This is a genomic window from Micromonospora sp. WMMA1998 (assembly GCF_027497375.1).
Classification (GTDB): Bacteria; Actinomycetota; Actinomycetes; order Mycobacteriales; family Micromonosporaceae; genus Micromonospora; species Micromonospora sediminicola.
This window is the reverse complement of the sequence record NZ_CP114911.1, coordinates 2001316-2025168: the sequence shown is the minus strand read 5'-3', so window position 1 is coordinate 2025168 and position 23853 is coordinate 2001316. Positions and strand designations below refer to the sequence as shown.

At 73.8% G+C, this 23853-nt stretch carries 23 protein-coding genes; 15 read left to right on the top strand and 8 right to left on the bottom strand.

Features of this window, described 5'->3' with window-relative positions:
- Positions 1–69: 69 nt before the first annotated feature.
- Entirely contained in the window at positions 70–1257 is a 1188-nt protein-coding gene (locus O7600_RS08740) for an RCC1 domain-containing protein (protein ID WP_281593158.1), read from the top strand.
- Between the two features lie 97 nt (positions 1258–1354).
- On the opposite strand, the gene O7600_RS08735 is transcribed toward O7600_RS08740, so the two are convergent.
- Positions 1355–2272, bottom strand: coding sequence for a neutral zinc metallopeptidase (locus O7600_RS08735; RefSeq protein ID WP_281593157.1), 918 nt, complete (start codon positions 2270–2272; stop codon positions 1355–1357).
- A gap of 247 nt (positions 2273–2519) precedes the next feature.
- Between O7600_RS08735 and O7600_RS08730 the strand changes: the two genes are divergently transcribed.
- From O7600_RS08730 to O7600_RS08700, 7 genes are all read left to right on the top strand, one after another.
- Positions 2520–4127, top strand: coding sequence for an ABC-F family ATP-binding cassette domain-containing protein (locus O7600_RS08730; protein ID WP_281593156.1), 1608 nt, complete (start codon positions 2520–2522; stop codon positions 4125–4127).
- Positions 4128–4326: 199 nt separating this feature from the next.
- Positions 4327–4554 (top strand): helix-turn-helix domain-containing protein, encoded by a 228-nt coding sequence (locus O7600_RS08725; RefSeq protein WP_007072022.1) that lies wholly within the window; start codon positions 4327–4329, stop codon positions 4552–4554.
- A gap of 46 nt (positions 4555–4600) precedes the next feature.
- Positions 4601–5368: an enoyl-CoA hydratase/isomerase family protein gene (locus O7600_RS08720; RefSeq protein WP_281593155.1), complete on the top strand. Its 768-nt coding sequence runs from the start codon at positions 4601–4603 to the stop codon at positions 5366–5368.
- A 114-nt stretch (positions 5369–5482) separates the two neighbouring features.
- On the top strand, positions 5483–7465 hold the full coding sequence (locus O7600_RS08715) for an ABC transporter ATP-binding protein (protein ID WP_281594101.1): 1983 nt from the start codon (positions 5483–5485) through the stop codon (positions 7463–7465).
- A 78-nt stretch (positions 7466–7543) separates the two neighbouring features.
- On the top strand, positions 7544–8329 hold the full coding sequence (locus O7600_RS08710; RefSeq protein ID WP_281593154.1) for an ATP-binding cassette domain-containing protein: 786 nt from the start codon (positions 7544–7546) through the stop codon (positions 8327–8329).
- Positions 8326–9087, top strand: coding sequence for an ABC transporter permease (locus O7600_RS08705; RefSeq protein ID WP_281593153.1), 762 nt, complete (start codon positions 8326–8328; stop codon positions 9085–9087). Before O7600_RS08710 ends, O7600_RS08705 begins: the two co-directional genes overlap by 4 nt.
- Before the next feature lie 43 nt (positions 9088–9130).
- Positions 9131–9895 (top strand): MerR family transcriptional regulator, encoded by a 765-nt coding sequence (locus O7600_RS08700; protein ID WP_281593152.1) that lies wholly within the window; start codon positions 9131–9133, stop codon positions 9893–9895.
- 12 nt (positions 9896–9907) lie between these two features.
- Here the strand turns inward: O7600_RS08700 and mug are convergent, their stop codons facing one another.
- The 6 genes from mug to O7600_RS08670 form a co-directional block, all read right to left on the bottom strand.
- Entirely contained in the window at positions 9908–10528 is a 621-nt protein-coding gene (gene mug / locus O7600_RS08695; RefSeq protein ID WP_281593151.1) for a G/U mismatch-specific DNA glycosylase, read from the bottom strand.
- A 40-nt stretch (positions 10529–10568) separates the two neighbouring features.
- On the bottom strand, positions 10569–11330 hold the full coding sequence (locus O7600_RS08690) for an SDR family oxidoreductase (protein ID WP_091573428.1): 762 nt from the start codon (positions 11328–11330) through the stop codon (positions 10569–10571).
- A 32-nt stretch (positions 11331–11362) separates the two neighbouring features.
- Positions 11363–11809: a hypothetical protein gene (locus O7600_RS08685; RefSeq protein ID WP_281593150.1), complete on the bottom strand. Its 447-nt coding sequence runs from the start codon at positions 11807–11809 to the stop codon at positions 11363–11365.
- Positions 11806–12624 carry a DUF692 domain-containing protein gene (locus O7600_RS08680; RefSeq protein ID WP_281593149.1) on the bottom strand — a complete coding sequence of 273 codons (819 nt, stop codon included), beginning with the start codon at positions 12622–12624 and terminating at the stop codon, positions 11806–11808. Before O7600_RS08680 ends, O7600_RS08685 begins: the two co-directional genes overlap by 4 nt.
- Positions 12621–13544, bottom strand: a complete 924-nt coding sequence (locus O7600_RS08675) for a TIGR04222 domain-containing membrane protein (RefSeq protein ID WP_281593148.1) — start codon at positions 13542–13544, stop codon at positions 12621–12623. The genes O7600_RS08680 and O7600_RS08675 overlap by 4 nt, the downstream gene beginning before the upstream one ends.
- Before the next feature lie 92 nt (positions 13545–13636).
- The gene (locus tag O7600_RS08670) at positions 13637–14209 is read right to left on the bottom strand and encodes a TetR/AcrR family transcriptional regulator (RefSeq protein ID WP_091573431.1); all 573 of its coding nucleotides are present in this window, start codon (positions 14207–14209) and stop codon (positions 13637–13639) included.
- 79 nt (positions 14210–14288) lie between these two features.
- On the opposite strand from O7600_RS08670, the gene O7600_RS08665 reads away from it, so the two are divergent.
- The 3 genes from O7600_RS08665 (at position 14289) to O7600_RS08655 (ending at position 16931) form a co-directional block, all read left to right on the top strand.
- Positions 14289–15128, top strand: a complete 840-nt coding sequence (locus tag O7600_RS08665; RefSeq protein ID WP_281593147.1) for a carbon-nitrogen hydrolase family protein — start codon at positions 14289–14291, stop codon at positions 15126–15128.
- A gap of 58 nt (positions 15129–15186) precedes the next feature.
- The gene (locus O7600_RS08660; protein ID WP_281593146.1) at positions 15187–15831 is read left to right on the top strand and encodes an HAD family hydrolase; all 645 of its coding nucleotides are present in this window, start codon (positions 15187–15189) and stop codon (positions 15829–15831) included.
- Between the two features lie 170 nt (positions 15832–16001).
- Positions 16002–16931 carry an RIO1 family regulatory kinase/ATPase gene (locus O7600_RS08655; protein ID WP_281593145.1) on the top strand — a complete coding sequence of 310 codons (930 nt, stop codon included), beginning with the start codon at positions 16002–16004 and terminating at the stop codon, positions 16929–16931.
- Positions 16932–16976: 45 nt separating this feature from the next.
- On the opposite strand, the gene O7600_RS08650 is transcribed toward O7600_RS08655, so the two are convergent.
- Entirely contained in the window at positions 16977–17225 is a 249-nt protein-coding gene (locus O7600_RS08650) for a DUF2630 family protein (RefSeq protein ID WP_091573435.1), read from the bottom strand.
- A 291-nt stretch (positions 17226–17516) separates the two neighbouring features.
- Between O7600_RS08650 and O7600_RS08645 the strand changes: the two genes are divergently transcribed.
- From O7600_RS08645 to O7600_RS08630, 4 genes are all read left to right on the top strand, one after another.
- A complete protein-coding gene (locus O7600_RS08645; protein WP_281594100.1) occupies positions 17517–18854 on the top strand; it encodes a cytochrome P450 in 1338 nt (445 codons plus the stop codon).
- Complete coding sequence (locus O7600_RS08640) at positions 18851–19726, top strand: terpene synthase family protein (RefSeq protein ID WP_281593144.1); 876 nt, start codon at positions 18851–18853, stop codon at positions 19724–19726. Before O7600_RS08645 ends, O7600_RS08640 begins: the two co-directional genes overlap by 4 nt.
- Entirely contained in the window at positions 19723–21279 is a 1557-nt protein-coding gene (locus tag O7600_RS08635; RefSeq protein WP_281593143.1) for a prenyltransferase/squalene oxidase repeat-containing protein, read from the top strand. The genes O7600_RS08640 and O7600_RS08635 overlap by 4 nt, the downstream gene beginning before the upstream one ends.
- 80 nt (positions 21280–21359) lie before the next feature.
- Positions 21360–23810 carry a nitrate- and nitrite sensing domain-containing protein gene (locus tag O7600_RS08630; protein WP_281593142.1) on the top strand — a complete coding sequence of 817 codons (2451 nt, stop codon included), beginning with the start codon at positions 21360–21362 and terminating at the stop codon, positions 23808–23810.
- Positions 23811–23853 lie beyond the last annotated feature (43 nt).

Below are 23853 nucleotides of genomic sequence, written 5' to 3'. Positions count from 1 at the left end.
CGGGCGACCCGCCAGGGCAGCGTCACGTCCGCCAGTCAGGCACCGACCTCGTTGGGAGACAGGAACTTCATGAGCGGATATCGAATCGCCCGGTGGCACCGCCGTGCGACACAGCTTCTCGCCGCGGTGGCGGCGATGTGCGCCGCGGGCGTCATGTCCACGGCGGGCCCGGCGGCCGCGGGTGCCGGCACCGCCGCGTCGGCCGCGCCGACGGTCACCGCCGTCACCGCGGGCGGCGCGCACACGTGTGCGATCAGCGCCGACGAGGGCCTGTGGTGCTGGGGCTCGAACTACGCCGGCCAGCTCGGCGACGGGACCACCACGAACCGGAGCACGCCGGCGCGGGTCGACACCGCCACCTGGGCCGCCGTCGACGGTGGCTCCGGCCACACCTGCGGGATCCGGACCGACGGCACGCTGTGGTGCTGGGGCTCGAACTTCCGGGGCCAGCTCGGTGACGGGACCACCACCAGCCGGAGCGTGCCGGTGCGGGTCGGCACCGCCACCACCTGGGCCCGGGTCAGCGCCGGCCCGCAGCACACCTGCGCCGTGCGGACCGACGGCACGCTCTGGTGCTGGGGCTTCAACCGGACCTCGCAGCTGGGCGTCGGCACCTCGCCGTGGGTCGCGAACACCCCGCTGCAGGTCGGCACCGCGACCACCTGGGCGAACGTCTCGACCGGCTTCGGGCACACCTGCGCCGTCCGCACCGACGGCACGCTGTGGTGCTGGGGTCTCAGCTCGGACGGGCAGCTCGGCCTCGGCTTCCTGGGCTCCCAGACGACGCCCGCGCAGGTCGGCACCGCGACCACCTGGACCGGCGTCACCGCCGGGTACGCACACACCTGTGGCATCCGGTCCGGCGCGCTGTGGTGCTGGGGCGAGAACGGGTACGGGCAGCTGGGCGTGAGCGGCACCTTCCAGACCGCGCCGGTCCAGGTCGGCACGACCACCACCTGGAGCACGGTCGCGGCGAGCGGCGACGCGACGTGCGCGTCCCGCGCCGACGGCAGCCTGTGGTGCTGGGGCAAGAACACGACCGGCCAGGTGGGCGACGGCACCACCACCCACCGGTCCGCGCCGACCCGCGTCGGTGACGCCACCACCTGGACCGGCGGCCTCGCGGTGGCCGACCACGCGTGCGGGATCCGTACCGACGGCGGCCTGTGGTGCTGGGGCGACAACAGCGGCGGGCAGTTGGGCGACGGGACCACCGTCGAGCGCTCCACCCCGGCGCAGGTGACAGTGCCGGCCTGACCGGTCGGGGGTACGAGTCGGGCCGCCGGCCCGCCCGCTGTCGAGGTCAGCGGTGCGGGCCGGCGGCCCGGGCGTGGCGCCGGTCAGGCGTCCGGGGTCACTGGCTGGAGCCGAAGGTGTCGCAGGACTTCGGGTCGCCGGTGGTGAAGCCCTTGGTGAACCACTGCTTGCGCTGCTCCGAGGAGCCGTGGGTGAACTCGTCCGGGTTCACCGGCCGGCCCGAACGCTGCTGGATGGCGTCGTCGCCGATCTTCTCGGCGGTGTCGATCGCCTGCTGGATGTCCTGGTCGGTGATGCTCTTGAAGATCTTCTGGCCGCCCTCGTCGGCGGTGCCGGTGGCGTTCTTCGCCCAGGCGCCGGCGTAGCAGTCGGCCTGCAGCTCCAGCTTGACCGAGAGCGCGTTGGCGTTCTGCGGGTCGCGCTGCTGCTGGCGGCGCATCTGCGCCTCGGTGCCGAGCAGGTCCTGCACGTGGTGGCCGTACTCGTGGGCCAGCACGTACGGCTGGGCGAACTCACCCTCGGCGCCGAGCTGGTCGGCGAGCAGCCGGTAGAACGTGAGGTCGATGTAGACCAGGTCGTCGGCGGGGCAGTAGAACGGGCCCACCCCGGAGTCGGCGGCGCCGCAGCCGGTGCTGACGTTCTGGCTGAAGAACACCGTCTTGGACGGCTGGTACTGCTCGCCGAAGACCTCCGGCATGGCGGTGCGCCAGTAGGCCTGGATCGAGTTGACGTACAGCGTGTTGCGGCAGTCGAGCTGCTTCAGCGCGTCCTCGGCCGAGCACTTCTGCTCCAGCGAGGTGTTGTCGCCCTGCTCGGAGCCGCCGCCGTTGGTGGCGGCGTTCAGGCCGAAGCCGCCGCCCACCAGGGCGACCAGCACGGCGATGATGATGCCCACGATCCCGCCCCGGCCGCCGCCGCCGGGGATCGGGATGCCCATCCCGCCGCCTCCGCCGCCGGACCCTCGCCGGTCGTCCACCTGACTGGTGTCGACCCGCGCGTTCTCATTCAGCTCCATGTTGACCCCGATCACCGATGTGTCCGTGTGTGGTGGTTGCGGTACCGGACCGGGTCCGGACGGCGGATTCGGTACCCGATGATCTTGCGCGGTAATCCGACGGAGTGGGCGCCGGTCGCCCGGTACACTTGGCGCCGTGCTGCGCTGCGAAGGCTGAACGGCCCCGCGCCGACGGGAAATCACTACCCGCCGGCGCTTTCGCGTGCCCTGAGTCAGCCCTTCCGGACCCGAGAGCGAGTACTCCGAAATGATCACTGCCACCGGCCTGGAACTGCGCGCCGGTTCCCGGATCCTGCTGTCCGACACCACCCTGCGCGTGCAGCCGGGCGACCGGATCGGCCTGGTCGGCCGCAACGGCGCCGGCAAGACCACCACCCTCAAGGTGCTCGCGGGGGAGGGTCAGCCGTACGCCGGGCAGATCGACCGGCGCAGCGCCATCGGCTACCTGCCGCAGGACCCCCGTACCGGTGACCTCGACGTCACCGGCCGCGACCGGGTGCTCTCCGCGCGCGGGCTGGACGTCCTCATGGCGCAGATGAAGGAGCTGGAGAACAAGCTCGCCGAGGGCGCCGACGACGAGCGGTTGGTCCGCCGCTACGGCGCGCTGGAGGACCAGTTCGCCTCCCTCGGCGGCTACGCGGCCGAGGCCGAGGCGGCCCGGATCTGCGCCAACCTCGGCCTGCCCGACCGTGCCCTGGCGCAGACCATCGGCACGCTCTCCGGCGGTCAGCGCCGCCGCATCGAGCTGGCCCGGATCCTGTTCCGCGACGCCGGCGAGAACGGCGGCGGCATCCTGCTGCTCGACGAGCCGACCAACCACCTCGACGCCGACTCGATCACCTGGCTGCGCGGCTTCCTCGCCAACCACAAGGGCGGCCTGATCGTGATCTCCCACGACGGGTCGCTGCTGGAGTCCGTGGTCAACAAGGTGTGGTTCCTGGACGCCACCCGGTCCGTGGTCGACACCTACAACCTCGGCTGGAAGGCGTACCTGGAGGCGCGCGAGACCGACGAGCGGCGCCGCCGCCGGGAGCGGGCCAACGCGGAGAAGAAGGCCGGCGCGCTGATGGCGCAGGCGGACAAGATGCGGGCCAAGGCCACCAAGACGGTCGCCGCGCAGAACATGGCCCGCCGGGCCGAGAAGCTGATCTCCGGGCTGGAAGAGGTACGCCACGCCGACAAGGTGGCCAAGGTGCGCTTCCCCAACCCGGCGCCGTGCGGCAAGACGCCGCTGACCGCCACCGGCCTGTCCAAGTCGTACGGGTCGTTGGAGATCTTCACCGACGTCAACGTGGCGGTGGACCGGGGTTCCCGGGTGGCCATCCTCGGCCTCAACGGCGCCGGCAAGACCACCCTGCTGCGGATGCTCGGCGGCCTGCTGGAGTCGGACACCGGCGAGGTGCGCCCCGGGCACGGGCTGCGGCTGGGCTACTACGCCCAGGAGCACGAGACGCTGGACGTGGACCGGACGATCCTGGAGCACATGCGCAGCGCGGCCTCGGACCAGACCGACACCGACCTGCGCAAGATTCTCGGCGCGTTCCTGTTCTCCGGCGAGGACGTGGACAAGCCGGCGGGTGTCCTCTCCGGCGGGGAGAAGACCCGGCTGGCGCTGGCCACGCTGGTCTGCTCGGGCGCCAACGTGCTGCTGCTCGACGAGCCGACGAACAACCTCGACCCGGTCAGTCGTGAGCAGGTGCTCGACGCCATCGCCCGCTACCCGGGCGCGATCGTGCTGGTCACCCACGACCCGGGCGCGGTCAGCGCGCTCAAGCCGGACCGCGCCATCCTGCTGCCCGACGGAGACGAGGACGCCTGGTCCGACGACCTCCTGGAACTGGTCGAGCTGGCCTGATCCCCACCACCGCCCGTTCCGCGACGAGGTCGTCGGGGTCGGTACGGATCAGCCGGTCGGAAGGATCACTCTATCGGGAAGCTGACATTGCGTAGCGTGTCGGTTGGCGAATAGTTGATATCTGGCGCATGATCGTCCGAGGCGGTCTAATAGGTGGGACCGTATCCGAACCGCACAGTCTGGGACGTGAGGAATCAGCATGGCAGCCACCGGCACAGCCACCAGCACTGAGAAGGGTCGCCGGATCGTCGGGGCCGAGCGTCAGACGCTCGCCAAAGACCTGGTAAAGCGGTACACCGGCGGAGAGAGCATCCGTGCTCTGGCGGCCTCGACCGGCCGTTCCTACGGGTTCATCCACCGGGTGCTCACCGAGTCCGGGGTGCAGCTGCGGCAGCGCGGCGGCGCCCGGCGCCGCAAGAAGGCGTGACCCGCCCCCCAGCGTCGTCCATCAGCGCCGCGCTCCGGGTGGTCCGGTGACCGCCGAGACGACCGGAGTGCGACTCGACTGCGACGGGCCGGTCGCGACGGTGACGTTGTGCCGGCCCGACGTTCTCAACGCCCAGACCCCGGCGATGTGGCGCGCGATGAGCGACTTCTCCCGGGACCTGCCCGGCGACGTCCGCGTCGTCGTCGTACGCGGGGAGGGCCGGGCGTTCTCCGCGGGCCTGGACCTGGCGGTCGCCGGCGCCACCGGGCCCGGTTCCTTCGCCGAGCTGGCCACGCTGTCCGAGGCGGAGTGCGCCGACCGGATCGCCGAGTACCAGGGCGGCTTCACCTGGCTGCACCGGCCGGACGTCATCTCGATCGCCGCCGTGCAGGGCCACGCCATCGGCGCGGGCTTCCAGCTCGCCCTCGCCTGCGACCTGCGCGTGCTCGCCGCCGACGCCAAGCTGTCCATGGCCGAGGTCACCCTCGGTCTGGTCCCCGACCTGGCCGGCACCCGCCGCCTGGTCGAGCTGGTCGGCTATTCCCGGGCGCTGGAGATCTGCGCCACCGGCCGCCGGATGGACGCCGCCGAGGCGGACCGGATCGGCCTGGCCACCCTGGTGGTGCCCGACGACGAGCTGGACGCCGCCGTCCGCGACCTGTCGGCCGGGCTGCTGGCCAACAACCGGGACGCGATCGTGGAGATCAAGGCGTTGCTCGCCGGCGCGGTCGGACGCTCGCACGCCGAGCAGCAGCGGGCCGAGCGGGAGGCGCAGACGCGGCGGATCCGGGACCTGGCCGGACGGGGCGAATAGTAAGGACCGTTCGGGAAGATCCGGGTTACTCGCGAGGTTGTCACAGGCGTCGGGAGAATTGAACCCGACGGTTCATGCTGCCCGACGACCCGGAGGTGACGGATGTCCAACCACATGGCCGGCGGCGGCATGGGCGGCTGGAGCATGCTCCGGTCGCTGCGCAACCGCGACGAGGTCTCCGCCCACCAGCTCAAGCGCGGCACCGCCCGGCGGATCGTCGCCTTCGCCGGGCCCTACCGGCGCGACATCGTCGTCTTCCTGCTCACCGTGATCGTGGCCGCCGTGATCGGCGTGGCCACCCCGCTGCTCGCCGGTGACGTCATCGACGCGATCGCCGGCGGCGGCCCGGCCGCCCAGTCCACCGTCGTCCGGCTCGCCCTGATCATCGCCGTGCTGGCCGTGGCCGACGCGCTCTTCTCCCTGGCCCAGCGGTGGTATTCCGCCCGCATTGGCGAGGGCATCATCCTCGACCTGCGCACCCGGGTCTACGACCACGTCCAACGGATGCCGTTGCAGTTCTTCACCCGCACCCAGACCGGGGCGCTGGTCAGCCGGCTCAACAACGACGTGCTAGGCGCCCAGCGGGCGTTCACCTCGACGCTGTCCGGGGTGGTCAGCAACGTCATCCAACTCGTGCTCACGGCCGGGGCGATGCTCGTGCTGTCCTGGCAGATCACCGTGTTGGCGCTGGTGCTGCTGCCGATCTTCATCATTCCGGCCCGCCGGGTCGGCCGGCGGCTGGCCGAGATCACCCGGGAGTCCTACAACCTCGACGCCAAGATGAACGCCACCATGACCGAGCGGTTCGGTGTCGCGGGCGCCCTGCTGGTCAAGCTGTTCGGCGCGCCGGAGGTGGAGGCCGACCGGTTCGCCCGCCGGGCCGAACGGGTCCGCGACATCGGCATCCAGTCCGCGATGTACTCGCGCACGTTCTTCGTGGCGATGCTGCTGGTGGCCTCGCTGGCGCAGGCGCTGACCTACGGTGTGGGCGGCTGGCTCGCGGTCGCCGGCGCGGTCAGCGCGGGCACCGTCGTCAAGCTGGCCCTGCTGCTCACCCGTCTCTACGGTCCGCTCACCGCGTTGTCCAACGTCCGGGTCGACGTGATGAGCGCGTTGGTCTCCTTCGACCGCGTCTTCGAGGTGCTCGACCTGCGCCCGGGCATCGAGGAGAAGCCGGACGCGGTGCCGGTCCCGCCGCGTAACGGCCGGGTCGAGTTCCGTGACGTGCGCTTCCGCTACCCGACCGCCGCCGAGGTGTCACTGGCCTCGCTGGAGGAGGTCACCACGCTCGACCGCACGGTCAACGAGCCGGTGCTCAAGGGCGTCTCGTTCGCCGTCGAGCCCGGGCAGATGGTGGCCCTGGTCGGCCCGTCCGGCGCCGGCAAGTCGACGCTGTCCATGCTGATCTCCCGGATCTACGACGTCACCGACGGCCAGGTGCTGGTCGGCGGCGTCGACGTGCGCGATGCGACGCTCGCCTCGCTGCGCGACGAGATCGGTGTGGTGACGCAGGATTCGCACCTGTTCCACGAGACGATCCGGGAGAACCTGCGCTACGCCAAGCCCGACGCCACCGACGACGAGATCTGGGCGGCCCTTGCCGGCGCGCAGGTCGCGGACCTGGTGCGCGCGCTGCCCGACGGGCTCGACACCACCGTCGGCGAGCGCGGCTACCGCTTCTCCGGCGGCGAGAAGCAGCGCATCGCGATCGCCCGCCTGCTGCTGAAGGCCCCGTCGATCGTGATCCTCGACGAGGCCACCGCGCACCTCGACTCGGAGAGCGAGGCGGCGGTGCAGCGGGCCCTGTCGGTGGCGCTGACCGGGCGCACCGCGCTGGTGATCGCGCACCGGCTCTCCACCGTGCGCGACGCCGACCAGATCCTGGTCCTGGATGAGGGGCGCATCGTCGAGCGCGGCCGGCACGACGAGCTGGTGGCGGTCGGCGGTCTCTACGCCGAGCTCTACCGCACCCAGTTCGCGGTCGCCGACTCGCCGGCGCCCTACGCCGAGCCGGAGCAGCCCGAGCCGGTGGTGACCACGGTGCCGATGGGCACCTACGTCGCCCAGGAGAGCATGCCGCCCGCCACCGCCAACTAGGGCAGCCGGCCCACCGACCGAAGACCTCCGCTGCCGGGCTTGACCCTGACGCTGCGTCAACCCCCGATGCTGACCGTCATGAGCAGTCAGGTGGAACAACGGCCCGCGATACACGTGCGAGGGCTGGAGAAATCGTTCACGCGCGTCACGGTGTTGCGCGGCGTGGACTTCGACGTGGCCCCGGGCAGCATCTTCGCGCTGCTCGGCTCGAACGGGGCGGGCAAGACCACGGTGGTGAGGATCCTCGCCACGCTGCTGCGGGCCGACGCGGGGACCGCCCGCGTCAACGGCTTCGACGTCGGGACGCGGGCCGCCGACGTACGGGAGTCCATCAGTCTCACCGGGCAGTTCGCCGCGGTCGACGAGATCCTCACCGGGCGGGAGAACCTGGTCCTGGTCGCCCGGCTGCGACACCTCAGGGACCCCGGCGCGATCGCGGACGACCTGCTGCGGCGTTTCGCGCTGACCGAGGCGGGCGCTCGCAGGGTGGCGACGTACTCCGGTGGGATGCGCCGTCGTCTGGACATCGCGATGAGTCTCATCGGGGATCCACCGGTCATCTTCCTCGACGAGCCGACGACCGGGCTGGACCCCGAGGCGCGCATCGAGGTGTGGCAGGCGGTCAAGGACCTGGCGGCGCGGGGGACCACGGTGCTGCTCACCACGCAGTACCTCGACGAGGCCGAGCACCTCGCCGACCGGGTCGCGATCCTCCACGAGGGCCGGATCATCGTCGAGGGCACCGTGCCCGAGCTCAAGCGGCTCCTCCCACCCACCGAGGTCCAGTACGTCGAGAAGCAGCCGACCCTCGAGGACGTCTTCCTCGCCCTGGTCGGTGCCGACGCCCAGGGGGCACAGCGATGAACAGGCACCTGCTCGGTGACACCGCCGTTCTCCTGGGACGGTCGCTGCGCCACGTCGCCCGCAGCCCGGACACGATCATCACGACCGCGATCATGCCGATCGCCTTCATGCTGCTGTTCGTCTACGTCTTCGGCGGCGCGATCGACACCGGCACCGACTCGTACGTGAACTATCTGCTGCCCGGCATCCTGCTCATCACGATCGCGTCGGGCATCTCGTACACCGCGTTCCGGATCTTCCTCGACCTGCGGGGTGGTCTCGTGGACCGGTTCCGGTCCATGCCGATCGCACGGTCCGCCATCCTGTGGGCGCACGTCCTGACCTCGCTGGTCGCGAACCTGGTCTCGATCACGGTGGTCGTCCTCGTCGCCCTGGTGATGGGTTTCCGCACGGGGGCGGGGGTGCCGGGGTGGCTCGCGGTCGCCGGCATCCTGGCCCTGTTCACCCTGGCGCTGACCTGGCTCGCCGTGCTCCCCGGCCTGGCCGCGAAGTCCGCGGACGGTGCGAGCGCGTTCTCCTACCCGCTGATCCTCCTGCCGTTCGTCAGCTCGGCGTTCGTGCCGACCGACACCATGCCCGGCCCGGTCCGCGCGTTCGCCGAGAACCAGCCGGTGACCTCCATCGTCGACACGATCCGGGCCCTGTTCGACCAACGGCCGGTAGGCGCCGGCATCTGGACCGCCCTCGCCTGGTGCGTCGGCCTCCTGGTCGTGGCCTTCGTCTTCGCCACCATCTCCTACCGTCGGCGGACCTCCTGAGTCGAGGCGACGGGGCCGGGCACGTCGAGGGCAGGATCAGAGGATGTTGACGATCGGGCAACTCGCGGCGTACGCCGGCGTCACGGTGCGGGCGGTGCGGCACTACCACCAGGTCGGGCTGCTGCCCGAGCCGGAACGGGACGCCTCCGGCTACCGGCGGTACGGCCCGACGGCGGTGGTGTCGCTGATCAGGATTCGCACGCTCGCCAATGCCGGGGTGCCCCTGTCGGAGATCAGCCGGCTGCTCGACGCCGACGAGTCGGCATTCACCGAAGGGATCCACCGGATCGACAGCCGTCTTCGCGACCAGATCGAACGGCTCGAAACCAGCCGTCGGCAGATCGCCCAGCTCGCCGCCGGGGACGCGCTGGCCGTCCCGGCGGAGGTGACCACCTACCTCGACCGGCTGCGGGAGATCGGAGTGTCGGAGCGGGTGGTGAACGGCGAGCGGGACGGGTGGATCCTGCTCGCGGCCCGCTGGCCCGATCGGGTCCGGGAATTCATCCCCTACAAGATCGCGCAGCTCGACGACCCGCACGTCGTCCGGCTCTACCGGACCCTGTCGGAGGTCTTCGACGGTGACGGTGACGGTGCCGGCGATCCGCGGTTGGAGGAGGCCGCCGACATCATGGCCTGCCTGGCCGAGCAGGCCGACACCGGCGGCGAGGTCCACGCCGACTACGACGACATGCCCCACGATCTCCTGGATGCGCTCGCCGTCGAATCCGATCCGCGCGTGCGGCGTCTGGTGGAGCTGATGCGCGAGCGCGGCTGGTCCGGCTGGAACCGCATGGAGCGGCTGGCATAGCCGCGTTCCCGGCTATCCGCCGGCGACCGCGGCGCGCAGCTCGCCGAAGGCGGCGCCGAGCGTCTCCGGGGTGAAGTGGGCGTTCAGCCCGCTCGGGTTGGGCAGCACCCAGAGCCGGGCGGGCCCGAGCGGTTCCGGCTGCCGCCCGAACCCGGCCTTCGGCCGGACGAACCCGATCCGGTACGCGGTCACCCCGACCACCGCCACCCAGCGGGGCCGGTAGTGCTCGACCTTCGCGGTCAGCTCGCGGGCGCCGTCGACCAGCTCCTCGGCGGTCAGCTCGTCGGCGCGGGCGCTGGCCCGGGCCACCATGTTGGTGATGCCCAGTCCCAGCGCGGGCAGCGTGTCCTGCTCGCTGGGGTGCAGTTGGCGCGGGGTGAAGCCGCCGCGGTGCAGCGCCGGCCAGAACCGGTTGCCGGGCCGGGCGAAGTGCCAGCCGGTGGCGGCCGACCACAGGCCCGGGTTGATGCCGACGAAGAGCACGTTCAGCCCGGGTGCGATCACGTCGGGCAGCAGCCGGTCGGCCGCGGCGGCGAGCTGTTCCCGGCTGGGCCGGGGATGACGCCGGTCCGGTGTGCCCGGGCCGGGCGCGGGTTCCGGCCGGCCGCCCGCCGGTCGACGTCGATCGCTCACCGAACCGCCCCCACCGGTCGCGAGGTCACCCCGGCCGTCCTCACAGGCCGCGCAGGGCGCCGCCGTCGACCGGGACGCTCACCCCGGTGACGTAGCCGGCGGCGGGGGAGAGCAGGAACGCGGCCACCCGGCCGAACTCGGCCGGGTCGCCGATGCGGCGCAGCGGGATCGCCGCCTCGGCCTCGGCGCGGGCCCGATCGGCGTTGCCGGCGGCGGCCAGCAGCTCCCGGTTGCGGTCCGTCATGATCCGCCCCGGCAGCAGGCTGAACACCCGTACGCCGCGTGGGCCGTACTCGTCGGCCATGTCCTTGGCCACGCCGGCCAGGCCGGGCCGCAGGCCGTTGGAGATGCCGAGGCCGGGCAGCGGCCCCCGGACCGAGGTGGAGAGCACCAGCCCGATCGCGCCCCCGTCGCCGAGCGCGCCGGCCACCGTCCGCGCGACCCGGACGCTGCCCAGGAAGACCGTCTCGAAGGACTCCCGCCACTGCGCGTCGGTGACCTCGGCGGCGGTGCCCCGGGGCGGGCCGCCGACCGAGACCAGCGCGCCGTCGAGGCGGCCGAAGTGCTCCCGGGCCGCCGCGACGAGCCGCTCCGGGGTGCCCGGGTCGGTGAGGTCGGCGGTCAGCCCGATCGCCCGTTCCGGGTCACCGAGCGCGTCGATCGCGGCGGCCACCCGTTCCGGGGCCCGAGCGGAGATCACCACGCGGGCGCCGTCGGCGACGAGCTGTTCGGCGGTGGCGAAGCCGAGGCCGCCGGAGGCGCCGGTGAGCACGTACACCCGGTCGGCGAGTCCGAGATCCATGCCTCCGATCCTGCCGTACCGCGGGGCGCGTGTCAGCGCGGGGCGGCTCGCAGCAGGCGTACCCGGCCGGCGAGCTGGGCCGCGACGGCGCCGCCGGCCCGGGCGACGGCCGGGAGGCGGCGGGGCCGGGGCGCGGTGCGGCCGTCGTAGCGGCTCGCGGCCTCGCGGGCGGCGAGCTCCTCCGCGCCGAGCGGCGGCAGGGCGCCCCGGTCGCGCAGCTCGCGGGCCAGGTCCCAGCCGTCACGCAGCGAGCCGTTGGTGGGCCGGCCGTCCGCCCAGCCGGTGAACGTGGCCGGCCAGTCGGCGCCGAGGCCGGCGGCGAGCAACGGCCAGTGCCGGGCCACGTCGCCGGCCCGCTTGCGCAGCAGCGCCCGGCGCGCGGCGTCGACCGGCGTCGGGGCGAAGCCGGGCGGCAGCGGCCCGCCCGCGACCAGCGCCGCCACCAGCTCGGCCTGCCGGGCCGCCAGGTCGCCGCTCACGTGACCACCGGATACCCGGAGGCGGTGGCGAGCGCGTCCAGCTCGCCGCGCAGCTCGGCGGCGGGCGGGTAGTGGCCGTCGCGTTCCAGCAGCAGCGCCGGCGGGCGGCGTCGGGCGCACAGCTGACGGACCAGGTCGAGCACCTCGGCGGGGACCGGGTCGGTGTGCGTGTCGTGGTAGAAGCCGCCGGCCTCGGCGCCGCCGGCCACGTGCACGTAGGCGATCCGGTCCAGCGGCAGCCGGTCGAGCAGGGCGGTCGGGTCGCCGCCCCGGTTGCGGGCGTTGGCGTGCACGTTGGCGACGTCGAGCAGCAGCAGCGCGTCGGTGGCGGCGAGGATCTCGGTGAGGAAGTCGGCCTCGTCCAGCTCGTCGTCGGGCCAGTCGAAGAGCGCCGCGATCGGCTCCAGCGCCAGCGGCACCGGCAGCTCCGCCTGCGCCCGCCGCACGTTGGCCACCACCGCGGCCACCGCCTCCCGGCTGCGCGGCAGCGGCAGCAGGTGTCCGGCCTCCAACCCGCCGGCGCGCACGAACGCGATGTGCTCGCTGACCAGCGGCGCCTCCAGCGCCGCGGCCACCCCGGCCAGGTGCGCCACCCGGGCCGGGTCGACGGGTTCCGCGCCGCCGAGGGACAGCCGCACCCCGTGGGGTACGACGGTGACGCCGCGCTCGCGCAGCTCGGCCAGGCCGGCCGGGAGCGGCCCGGTCGGGGCGACCGCCTCCGCGACCACCTCGACGAAGCGCAGCCCCGGCAGCCCGGCGACGAAGCCGGCGATCTCGGGACGCCAGCCGATGCCGACGCCGGACGGGCCGCTCATCCGCCGCACCCGCCACCGCCGCCGCAACCCCCGCCGCCGGAGCAGGAGCTGCCGCCGGAGCAGGAGGAGCTGCCGCCGGAGCAGGAGCTGCCACCGCCGCACGAGGTGCCCGTGCTGCCCGCCGAGCCCATCGCCTGTCGTTGGATCTCGGCCTGCTCGGCGAAGCCCGGATCCATCGTCCAGAGCGTGGCGGTGCCGAACAGGGCCACGCCCAGGGCCGCGTCCGACGGGCCGTACGTGGCGTACGCCGGTGCGGCGGCGGGCCGCAGCCAGGCGTGCCGGCGACGCAGGTCGCGCAGCGCGGCGGTGGCCGCCCGGGTGCGCCAGGGCACGCGGTTGAGCAGGAGGAACGCGATGAACAGCGGGACCAGGGTGAGCATCAGGAAGCCGGCGGGCCGGCTGTGGGAGAGCCCGACGAAGGCGCGCAGGAGGCCGATCGCGAGCAGGACGCCGATCAGCACGGCGCCGCGCCGCAGTGACCGGCGTCGGTCCTGGTCCAGGGCCAGGCCCCGGCGGACCAGGCCGTCGCGCAGCTCGTCGAGCGCGCGCCGGACCCACTCGTCGCGGGCCAGCTCGCGGGTGCGCAGGCCACGGGTGGCGGCGTGGCGGACGGCCTGGTCGAGCGGGGTGACGCCGGCCGGCAGCGGTCCGCCGGGGGCCAGCCGCCGGTCCGGGTGCGCGCCGACCGCGCCGGCCCGGCGCAGCCCGCCGAGCGAGGTCCAGACCGCGAGCTGGTCGCCGCCGTTGAGGTACGCGACCTGCTGCGGTCCGAGCGCGCCGTGGTCGGTGACCGGGGTGCCGGCGAGCGCCCGGAACCGGTGCACCGCCGTGCCCACGACCAGGACGACGGCGGCCACGAGGTACCAGCGCAGGAAGACGGGACCGGGAATGCCCCAGGTGTCGGCCGCGAGGACGGTCATGGGCTGCTCCTGTCGCGAGGGGGTCGCGGCTCATTGTGGAGCAGGAGCGCCAGTGTCGATCTCCGCGGAGGGCCGAGTTACCGGACCGAGACTCAGTGCCGGCGGACGGCCTCCTCGACCAGGTCGAGCACCCGGCTCAGGTCGCCGGCCGGACGCCCCATCGCCAGGTGCAGCACCAGCCCGTCGTAGGCCAGCTCCAGGAACTGGGCCAGCACGTCGATCGGCACGTCGTCGCGGAGCACGCCGGCCTCGCGTTGGCGGAGCAGGCGTTCCCGGGTCGCCTCCGCGATGGCGGCCGAGCGTTCCGCCCAGCGCCGGGCGAAGGCCGGGTCGGTGCGCAGGCGGCGGGAGACCTCCAGCTGGCTGCCGAGCCAGCCGGTGGTGTCCGGGGAGACGGCCCGGGCGAGCAGGTCGCGCATCACCTGGACCAGGCCGTTGCGGGCGACGGTCTCGACCATGGCGGCGGCGTCGTCCTCGGCCACGGCGAGGAAGAGCGAGTCCTTGTCCCGGAAGTGGTGGAAGATCGCGCCCCGGGACAGTCCGGTGGCCTCCTCCAGCCGTCGCACGGTCGCGCCCTCGTAGCCGTGCCGGGCGAAACACGCCCGCGCGGCGCCCAGGATCTCCTGTCGGCGCGCGTCGAGCTGGTCCTGACTTACTCTGGGCACGGGAACGATCGTCGCAGGTGGAGACGGCCGACGCAAACCGTACGTACGGCTTGGGAGAGGGTCCGCTAGCATCCCGGTCGTGTCGCTCCCCTCCCGCCCGCTGACCGTCGCCGCCGTGCAGGCCGAACCCGTGCCCGGCGACGTCGCCGGCAACGCCCGCACCGCCGCGCGCCTGGTCGGGCGCGCCGGTGCCCGCGTCGTGGTGCTGCCGGAGTTGTTCCTGCCGGCGTACCACCCGCCGACGCTGGGCGCCGACCCGGCCGGGACGGACGTGGCCGCCGACCCCGACGGCCGGGTCGACGACCCGAGGCTGGACCCGCTGCGTGTCGCCGCCCGGGAGGCGGGAGGCGCGGTGGTGATCGGGGCGGCGGTGCGTCAGCCCGACCGGCGGCGCACCATCTCGTCGCTGGTGGTGGACCCGACCGGCGCGGTCACCGTGGGGTACGACAAGCAGCAGCTCTGGAGCGGCGAGCGCGAGCTGTTCGACGCCGGCCGGCGGGGCGCCACGCTGGTGGTCGAGCAGTGGCGGTTCGGCCTCGGCATCTGCTACGACGGCTGCTTCCCGGAGCACGGCCGGGCCGCGGCGGGCGACGGCGCGCACGGCTACCTCTGCCCGAGCGGCTACCTGGCCGGCTCCGCGCACCGCCGCGACCTCTACTACGCCGCCCGCGCGCTGGACAACACGATGTACGTGGTCTTCGCCAACGCGGTCGGCGGCGCCGATCCCTGGCGGTTCAACGGTGGCGCGGCGGTCTACGACCCGGAGGGCCGACCGCTGGCCCGGGGCGCGGACACCGGTGAGGACGTGCTGGTGGCCACGCTGGACCCGGAGGCCCTGGCGGCCACCCGCGCGGCCCACACCATGCTGCTCGACCGGCCCGCGGACGGCGGCGACCCGCGGGCGTCACTCGTCGCCTGAGCGCGCCGGGGGACCCTCGGCCCTGTCGGTGCTCCGACCCTTCCCGTAGGGTGCCCAAGTGCCGTTGCTCCTGCTCGATCTGGACAACACCCTGCTGGACCGCGACGGGCCGTTCCGCTCCTGGGGAGAACGCTTCCTGGAGGGCATCGGCGCGCCGCCCACCGACCTCGACTGGCTGGTCTCCGTCGACGCCGACGGGCTGACCAACCGCTGGGACGTGGCCGACGCCATCCGTGACCGCTACAGCCTGCGCATCCCCTCGATCGACCTGGTCGACGAGCTGCACGACGGGGTGGGGGCGCTCATGCGGCTGGACCCGCTGGTGGCATGCGCGTTGCGGATCGCCGCCGACGCCGGCTGGGTGCCGGTCGTGGTCACCAACGGCACCGCCCGGCAGGACGACACCAAGATTCGCAAGACCGGCCTGGACCGCTACGTCGCCGACTGGGTGATCTCCGAGGAGGCCGGCGTCAGCAAGCCGAACCCGCGCATCTTCGCGCTCGCCGCGCAGCGGGCCCGGATGCCGCTGCGCGGGGCGTGGGTGATCGGCGACAGTCCGGAGGCGGACATCGGCGGCGCGACCGCGGTAGGCCTGCCCAGCGTCTGGCTGCACCGGGGGCGTCGCTGGTCGGACACCCGGTTCGCGCCGACCCGGGTCGAGGACGGGTTGATCCCGGCCGTGGCCGCAGTGCTGGCGGGCTGAGCGCGGCGGGTCGAAAACCGGTTGCGTCGTTCGGCACGCCGCACGAACATGGTGCCGCGCGAGGGCGCAGCCGGGTGTCGCCCGGTCGAGGAGAGGAGGTCGGTCATGGCCGTCTTTGCAGGGTCGTTCCACCTGCCTCCACCAGCCTCGATCGAAGGACAGATCCACCCGTGCGCGATCACGACACCCCGGCGCCGCAGCGCCGTGGCCGCGGCAAGAGCCGCTTCGACGACGACGAGCCCGATTTCCTGAAGCGGGGGCGGCACGCCCCGCCGACCCTCACCGACCCCGACGCCGAGCCCGACGCGGAGGACACCTGGTCCTCCTGGGACCAGGCGGTCCACGGCCCCGAGCCGCATCCCGACTGGCTGGTCACCGAGCTGGCAGCCCGGGACACCGAACTCGGGGTGCTGAAGACCGGCAAGGAGGCGGACGTCCACCTGGTCCGCCGTGCCGTGCCGGACACCGACCGTGCCTGTCTGCTGGCGGTCAAGCGCTACCGTGACGCCCAGCACCGGCTCTTCCACCGCGACGCCGGCTACCTGGAGGGCCGCCGGGTCCGCCGGTCGCGGGAGATGCGGGCGATGGCCGGCCGCACCGCCTTCGGCCGGCAGATGATCGCCGGGCAGTGGGCGGCGGCCGAGTTCGACGCGCTGTCCCGGCTGTGGGAGATCGGCGCCGCCTCCGGGCGGATCGCCGTGCCCTATCCCGTCCAGTTGCTCGGCACCGAGCTGATGCTGGAGTTCGTCGGTGACGCCGAGGCGGGGGAGGCCGCGCCCCGGCTGGCCCAGGTCCGACCCACCGACGACGGGCTGCGCGACCTGTGGGAGCAGTTGGTCGAGGCCCTGCTGGTGCTGGCCCGGGCCGGGTACGCCCACGGCGACCTGTCGCCGTACAACCTCCTGGTGCACACGGGCCGGCTGGTCATGATCGATCTGCCGCAGGTGGTCGACGTGGTGGCCAACCCGCAGGGGGCCGAGTTCCTGGCCCGCGACGTGCGGGTGGTGGCCGCCTGGTTCACCGCCCGCGGACTGCCCGCCGCCGACACCGACCCGGTGGCGCTGACCGAGGTGCTGCTCCGGGAGGCGGGGATCCGCTGACCACCGGGTGTCCCGGGCGGGAGTCGTCCCGCCCGGGACCTCGGCTCACTGCAGGTAGCGCTCGACCTCGGGCACCGGGCGCTCGCCCTGGGCGTCCGGGTCGCCGTGTGCCTGCCGGGCGGCCCGGCGGCGGCGGAGCAGGTCCCAGCACTGGTCCAGGGACTCCTCCAGGGCCCGCAGCCGCTCCCGGGCCTCGTCGTCGGTGCCGGCCTCGTGCTGCTGCGCGTCGGAGCGCAGCCGGTGCTCCTCGTCGACGAGTTCCGAGATCCGGCTCAGGATGGTCTTGTCGTCCATGCCCGAAGCTTGGCACAGCGGACGCGCCCGCGCCCGCGTTCCCGGGGGACGACGCCCGGGCACCAGAAAGACTTCCCGCGTGACGCACGTCCCACTGGCTCCATTCTCGACAAAGAGAATGTTGTTACGTGAAATATCCTCCGTCCCGTCTTTTGATTCGGCGCTCAGGATGGCATGCTCACGAGCAACGTTTCACGGGTCGCGACGGGGTGGCGACCCTCAGCAACCCGAGGGAGCGTTCAGGTGGCGGATTCGTCCGGCCCGTACCGGCCTGCCGGTCGCCCGCACACCGTGCCGTTGCGACAGATCCTGCCCGCCGTCCTGCGCGACCCGGCCCGGGCGCTGATCGACATCGGCAACCGCACCGGCGGCGACCTGGTCCGGCTCAACCTCGGCTCGTTCCGCCCCTACCTGGTCACCCACCCCCGGCACGTGCAGCACGTGCTGCGGGACCGGGCGGACAACTACGAGCGGGCCGGCGACGGACTGTTCTGGCGCCCGGTCAAGCGCCTGTTCGGCGAGGGCATCCTCGGCGAGGGCCAGATCTGGTCGGCCAGCCGCCGGATGCTCCAGCCGATGTTCACGGCGAAGCGGGTCGAGGCGCTCGTCGACGGCATGGCGGACGCCGTCCGGGACGCGGTCGACGAGCTCGACGAGCCCTACCGCGCGGGCCGGCCGGTGGACATCGGCGTCGAGCAGGCCCGCATCGTCAGCCGGGCGATCATGAAGGTGCTCTTCGCCGACCGCATCTCGGTGCCGGACGCGATGCGGGTGATCGACGCCCAGGACCGGATCGCCACCGCCGTCATCCCGCGGATCGTGGTGCCGTTCGCGCCGCTGTCGCTGCCGATGCCGGGAGACCGCGCGTTCCGCCGGGCGGTACGCGTCGTCGACGACGTGCTGGTGCCGATCGTCCGGCAGACCCGTGACGCCGCCGACCAGGGCGACGACATCATCTCCACGCTCTGGCGGGCCCGCACCGACGACGGCCGGCAGCTCGACGAGCGGCAGGTCCGCAACGACACCGTGGCCATGTTCGCCGCCACCACCGAGACCACCATCAACGTGCTCACCTGGGCCTGGCCGCACCTGCACCAGCATCCCGAGGTCGCCGAGCGGCTCTACGCCGAGATCGACGAGGTGGTCGGCGCCGGGCCGGTACGCCGGGAGCACCTGAACCGGCTCACCTACACCCGGATGGTGCTGGACGAGTTGCTGCGGCTCTACCCGATCGGCTGGATCATCCCGCGTCGCGCGGTCGTCGCGGACGTCATCGACGGCGTGCCGATCGAAGCCGGCGCCACCATGGCGGTCAGCCCGCTGATCACCCAGCGGATGCGGCAGTTCTGGGACCGCCCGGACGAGTTCGACCCGGAGCGGTTCCGCCCGGAACGGGTCCGCGCCCGCCACCGCTACGCCCACTTCCCGTTCGGCGGCGGCCCGCACCAGTGCCTCGGCATGTACCTGTTCTATCTGGAGGCCCAGCTCATCCTCGCCACGATGCTGAGTCGCTACCGGTTCCGGCTGGACCGCACCGACGTACCCGGATTGCGGTTGGCGGCGGCGCTGCGGCCACGCCGGCGGGTCGAGCTGACCCTGCTCGCCGCCGGCCGGGCGGAGCCGGCGTGACCGGCGGGCCGCTGCCGGATCCCATCGCCGACGCCGCCGAGCAGGGACGGATCTGCGCGCTCGCCGCGCACGGTCAGCGCGGCCTGCGCCGGGCCGCGGCCGCGCACCCCGACCTGTTCCCCGCCGAGCCGTTCGACGCCACCCTGTTCAGCAGCATCGCCTCGGCGATGGCGTTCAGCGCCCCCTGGCACACCGCCGCGGAGCTGGCGGTCACCAACCGCGCGGTGCTCTGGGGGTTCGCCGTCGACTGGCTGGTCGACCACGAGGCGACCAGTCGGGCCGAGGTCGACCGGATCTCCGACACCTGCCTGGCCGTGCTCGACGGCGCGGACGCCGCCGACCCGCTCGGCCGGTTCCTCGCCGAGCTGCGCGACGACGTCGCCGCCGCGCCCGCCTACCCGGCGCTGCGCGGACGCTGGCGGGCCACGATGGAGCGCACGGTGCGGGCGATGGCCCGGGAGTGGACCTGGCGGCGCACCACCCGACCCACGCTCGCCGACTACCTCGACAACGCGGACAACCTCGCCGCCACCGTGGTCGACGTGGCCCACTGGATCCACACCGGATCGGTCGTCGACCCCGCCGCGCTGGACCGGCTGATCGAGGTCGCCGACGAGGTGCAGCGGGCCCTGCGGCTGGTCAACGACCTCGGCACGCACCGGCGGGACGCGGAGTCGGGCGACCTCAACGCGCTGCTGCTGGTCGACGACCCGGCCGAGGTCGAACGGCGGTTCGCCGAGCAGGTCGACCACTGCCGCGTCCGGTTGGCGAAGCTGGCGGAGGAGTCGCCCCGGGAGGCCGAGTTCCTGTCCCGGCAGCTCGGCTTCACCACCGGGTTCTACCGGCACACCGACTTCTGGGGCGTGCGGTGAGCCTCACCGCCGAGCCGGAGACCCGGGTCGGACCCGCGCCCGAGCCGGTCGGCGCGCTCGTGGACGACTCGGCGGGAGGGACCTCGCCGTCGGTCTACGAGACCGGTCGGCTGGTCGCGTCGGCGCCCTGGCTGCCCGGCCACGGCGAGCGGCTGGCCTGGCTGCTCGACGGGCAGCGTCCGGACGGCGGGTGGGGCGCTCCCGGCGGCTACGCGATCGTGCCGACGCTGAGCGCGGTCGAGGCGCTCCTGACCGAGCTTCGTCGCGGCGGACCGGCCCCGCAGTCGGTGGCCGCCGCCGCGCACCGGGGCCTGGCGTTCCTGGCCGCCGCGCTGCGCGCGGAGACGCCGCCCGACCTGCCGGCCACCGACCTGATCGTGCCGGCGCTGCTGGCCGCCGTCGACCGGCTCCTCGACGCGCCGGCGGGTCCGCCGGCCGGGCTGGCCGACTGGGCGGGCCGGCCCCGCCTGCCGCTGCCGGCCGGTCTGGACCCGACCCGGCTGAGCCGGGTACGCGGACTGCTGGCCGCCGGCCGGCCCGTGCCGGAGAAACTGGCGCACGCCCTGGAGGTGGCCGGCGAGCTGGCGTACCGGGCGCCGGGCGTGCGTCCCTCGGCCAGCGGGGCGGTGGGCGCCTCACCGGCCGCCACCGCCGCCTGGCTCGGCCGGCCCGAGCCTGGTCCCGCCCTGGACTACCTGTACACGGTCGCCCGGTCCGGTCCGGTGCCCTGCGCCAGCCCGATCACCGTCTTCGAGCGGGCGTGGGTGCTCGCCGTCCTGGTCCGGGCCGGTGTCCCGGTGCGCGTGCCCGAGGGGGTGCTGACCGGGCTGAGCGCCGCCGTCGGCGCGTCCGGCGCGGCCACCGCGCCCGGGCTGCCGGCCGACGCCGACACCACCTCCGTTGTGCTCTACGCGCTCGCCCGGCTGGGCCGGTCGCCCGGTGTGGGCGCGCTCGCCGGATACGACACCGGGCGGCACTTCTGCACCTGGCCGGGGGAGGACGGGGCGTCGCTGACCACCAACGCGCACGTGCTCGACGCGCTCGGCGAGCACCCGAGCCGGCCGGGTGTGACGGCGGCCCGGCGGCGGGTCACCGACTGGCTGGTCGGGCGGCAGGAGGCGGACGGGCGGTGGGAGGACCGGTGGCACGCCTCGGCCTACTACGCCACGTACGCGGTGCTGCTCGCGCTGGCCGACCACGCGCCCGACGGCGCGGCGCGGACCGCGGTCGAGCGGGGCGTCGGCTGGCTGCTGGCGACCCAGCGGCCAGACGGCTCCTGGGGACGCTGGCGCGGCACCGCGGAGGAGACCGCGTACGCGGTGCTCGCCCTGGCCGGCGCGGGCCGCGCGGGCGACGCCCGGATCGGCGCGGCGCTGGCCCGGGGGCGGGCTCTCCTGTCCGACCTGGACGGACGCGACGGCGGTCCGGCACTGTGGCACGACAAGGACCTCTACCGCCCGACGCTGATCGTGCGCGCCGCGGTGCTGGCCGCCTCGGGGCACGCCGGTCGGGCGTCGGCGCACCCGGAGGCCACCATGATCAGGATCGCTTGAATGGAGTTCACGACGGCTGCTAGCGTGCGCCGGAGTCGATCGGATTTCGGACCGACCGAAGACCGGGCCAGGACGGTGTGATGCGTTCCCGCAGTACGAATCTCCGTACGAAGATCATCGCCCTGCTGGCGTCGCTGACCGCGCTCTGGGCGTTCGCGGCCTGGGTGACCGTGCGCGACGGGTTCAACCTGCTCGGCGTGCAGGCGCTCAACGCCCGGGTGTTCGAGCCGAGCGATCCGCTGTTGCTGGAGTTGCAGAACGAGCGCCGGCTGTCGCTGCGCTACCTGGGTGAGTCCGACCCCGGGCAGTTGCAGGAGTTGCAGGCCCAGCGGGCGCGCACCGACGAGACCGCCACCGCGCTGTGGGACTCGGTGCAGGACTGGCGCACCGAGGTGCCGGCCAGCGACGAGCTGGAGCAGCGGCTCGCCGAGCTGAAGACCGAGCTGGGCCAGCTCGTCCAGGTCCGCGAGGAGGTCGGCCGCAAGACCATCGACCGGACCGCGACATTGGCGGCCTACGACGAGGCGGTCGACGGCATCTTCGCCGTCTTCGACGCGCTCGGCGGCCTCGACGACGACCAGATCGCCCGGGACACCGCCGCGCTGATCGACCTGAACCGCTCCCGGGAGCTGCTGTCCCAACAGGACGCCCTGCTCACCGGCGCGGTCTCGGCCAACCGGTTGACCGTCGCCGAGCAGACCGCGTTCGCCCGGCTGGTCGGCGCCCAGTGGTTCCTCGCCGACCGCACCGCCCGGGAACTCGCCCCGACCGACCGGGCCCGCTATCAGCAGATGGTCGACGGGGAGGCGTTCGTCGCGCTCCGGACCCTCCAGGACCGGGTGCTGGCGGCCAAGGGTGACGACGTGCGCCCGCCGATCACCGCCGCGGCCTGGCAGAAGGCCGCCGAGCCGGCGATGGCCGACCTGCGCGAGGTGATCCTCGCCGGTGGTGAGGACATCGTCTCCCGGGCCACCCCGGTCGCCATCGGCGTCATCGTCCGGCTGGTCCTCGCCGCCGGCCTCGGCCTGATCGCCGTCGTCGCGTCCGTGATCGTCTCGATCACCACGGCCCGGTCGCTGGTCCGGCAGCTCGAACGGCTGCGCGGTGCCGCCATCCGACTGGCCGACGAGCGGCTGCCCAGCGTGGTGGAGCGACTGGGTCACGGCGAGGAGGTCGACGTCGCCCGGGAGGCGCCGCCGTTGCAGTTCGGCGACGACGAGATCGGCCAGGTCGGCCGGGCCTTCAACCGGGTGCAGGAGACCGCCGTCCGCACCGCCGTCGAGCAGGCCGAGCTGCGCCGCAGCGTCCGCGACGTGTTCCTCAGCCTGGCCCGGCGCACCCAGGCCCTGGTGCACCGCCAGCTCACCCTGCTCGACGCCATGGAACGCCGGGAGCACGACGCCGAGGAGTTGGAGGACCTGTTCCGGGTCGACCACCTGGCCACCCGGATGCGGCGCAACGCGGAGAACCTGATCGTCCTCTCCGGCTCGACGCCGGGCCGTGCCTGGCGGCGCAACGTGCCGATGGTGGACGTGGTGCGTGGCGCGGTCGCCGAGGTCGAGGACTACACCCGGGTGACCGTGCGACCGCTGGGTCCGGTGTCGCTGACCGGCCGGGCCGTCGGTGACGTGATCCACCTGCTGGCCGAGCTGATCGAGAACGGCCTCTCCTTCTCCCCGCCGCAGACCACCGTGGAGGTGCGCGGCCAGCTCGTCGGCACCGGCTTCGCCATCGAGATCGAGGACCGCGGCCTCGGCATGAGCGGCGACGAGCTGGCCGCCGCGAACGCGCGCATCGTCGACCGGTCCGAGCTGAACCTGGCGGACGCGGCCCGGCTCGGCCTGTTCGTGGTCAGCCGGCTCACCGAGCGGCACGGCGTGAAGGTCCAGCTCCGGGAGTCCGCGTACGGCGGGACGACAGCGGTGGTGCTGATCCCGCGCGAGCTGATCACCGTGGACGGTGACTCGGGTGGGTCCGTCGACGTGACGGCGGGCCCGGTCGCGTCGGCGCTGCCGCCGGCGGCCGAGCCGGCCGCCCCGCCCGCCGCCGACCCGGTCGCGGCCCCGACCGCCGAGGCCGGCGACGCCGCGACCGAGCCGACCGACGACGGTACGACCGCGACCGAACCGGTACCGCAGGCGCTTCGGCTGACTCCCTCCGGGCTGCCGGCCCGTACCCGCAAACGGCAGCCCGCGGTCGCCGCGCCGACCGCGGAGCTGGCCGTGGTCGAACCCCCCGCGGCGCCGGTCGGGACCGAGGAGGTCCCGGCGGTGACCGATGCCGGGTTGCCGGTCCGGGTACGCCAGGCCAGCCTCAAGCCGGAGCTGCGCAACGACCAGTCCGGTCCGGACGAGCCCGGGGCGGAGGACGACGGGGCGGACGACACGGCGCGCCCGCCGGAGCAGGTGCGCCGGATGATGAGCTCCTACCAGAGCGGCACGCGACGTGGCCGCACCGACGCGGCGCGCCTGCTCGGCGGGGCGCGTGGGGCCGGCGGCGCGCCCGCCGACGAGAACGAGCAGGCCACCTGACCGGGGCCGTCGACGCGACGGGACCGGGACGAGAACGGCACAC

What these genes read in the sequence shown, in the direction of transcription:
- O7600_RS08740 (WP_281593158.1), top strand. Translation starts at nt 70, where the DNA reads ATGAGCGGATATCGAATCGCCCGGTGGCACCGCCGTGCGACACAGCTT.
- O7600_RS08735 (WP_281593157.1), bottom strand. Translation starts at nt 2,272, where the DNA reads ATGGAGCTGAATGAGAACGCGCGGGTCGACACCAGTCAGGTGGACGAC.
- O7600_RS08730 (WP_281593156.1), top strand. Translation starts at nt 2,520, where the DNA reads ATGATCACTGCCACCGGCCTGGAACTGCGCGCCGGTTCCCGGATCCTG.
- O7600_RS08725 (WP_007072022.1), top strand. Translation starts at nt 4,327, where the DNA reads ATGGCAGCCACCGGCACAGCCACCAGCACTGAGAAGGGTCGCCGGATC.
- O7600_RS08715 (WP_281594101.1), top strand. Translation starts at nt 5,483, where the DNA reads ATGGCCGGCGGCGGCATGGGCGGCTGGAGCATGCTCCGGTCGCTGCGC.
- O7600_RS08710 (WP_281593154.1), top strand. Translation starts at nt 7,544, where the DNA reads ATGAGCAGTCAGGTGGAACAACGGCCCGCGATACACGTGCGAGGGCTG.
- O7600_RS08705 (WP_281593153.1), top strand. Translation starts at nt 8,326, where the DNA reads ATGAACAGGCACCTGCTCGGTGACACCGCCGTTCTCCTGGGACGGTCG.
- O7600_RS08700 (WP_281593152.1), top strand. Translation starts at nt 9,131, where the DNA reads ATGTTGACGATCGGGCAACTCGCGGCGTACGCCGGCGTCACGGTGCGG.
- O7600_RS08690 (WP_091573428.1), bottom strand. Translation starts at nt 11,330, where the DNA reads ATGGATCTCGGACTCGCCGACCGGGTGTACGTGCTCACCGGCGCCTCC.
- O7600_RS08680 (WP_281593149.1), bottom strand. Translation starts at nt 12,624, where the DNA reads ATGAGCGGCCCGTCCGGCGTCGGCATCGGCTGGCGTCCCGAGATCGCC.
- O7600_RS08675 (WP_281593148.1), bottom strand. Translation starts at nt 13,544, where the DNA reads ATGACCGTCCTCGCGGCCGACACCTGGGGCATTCCCGGTCCCGTCTTC.
- O7600_RS08650 (WP_091573435.1), bottom strand. Translation starts at nt 17,225, where the DNA reads ATGGACGACAAGACCATCCTGAGCCGGATCTCGGAACTCGTCGACGAG.
- O7600_RS08630 (WP_281593142.1), top strand. Translation starts at nt 21,360, where the DNA reads ATGCGTTCCCGCAGTACGAATCTCCGTACGAAGATCATCGCCCTGCTG.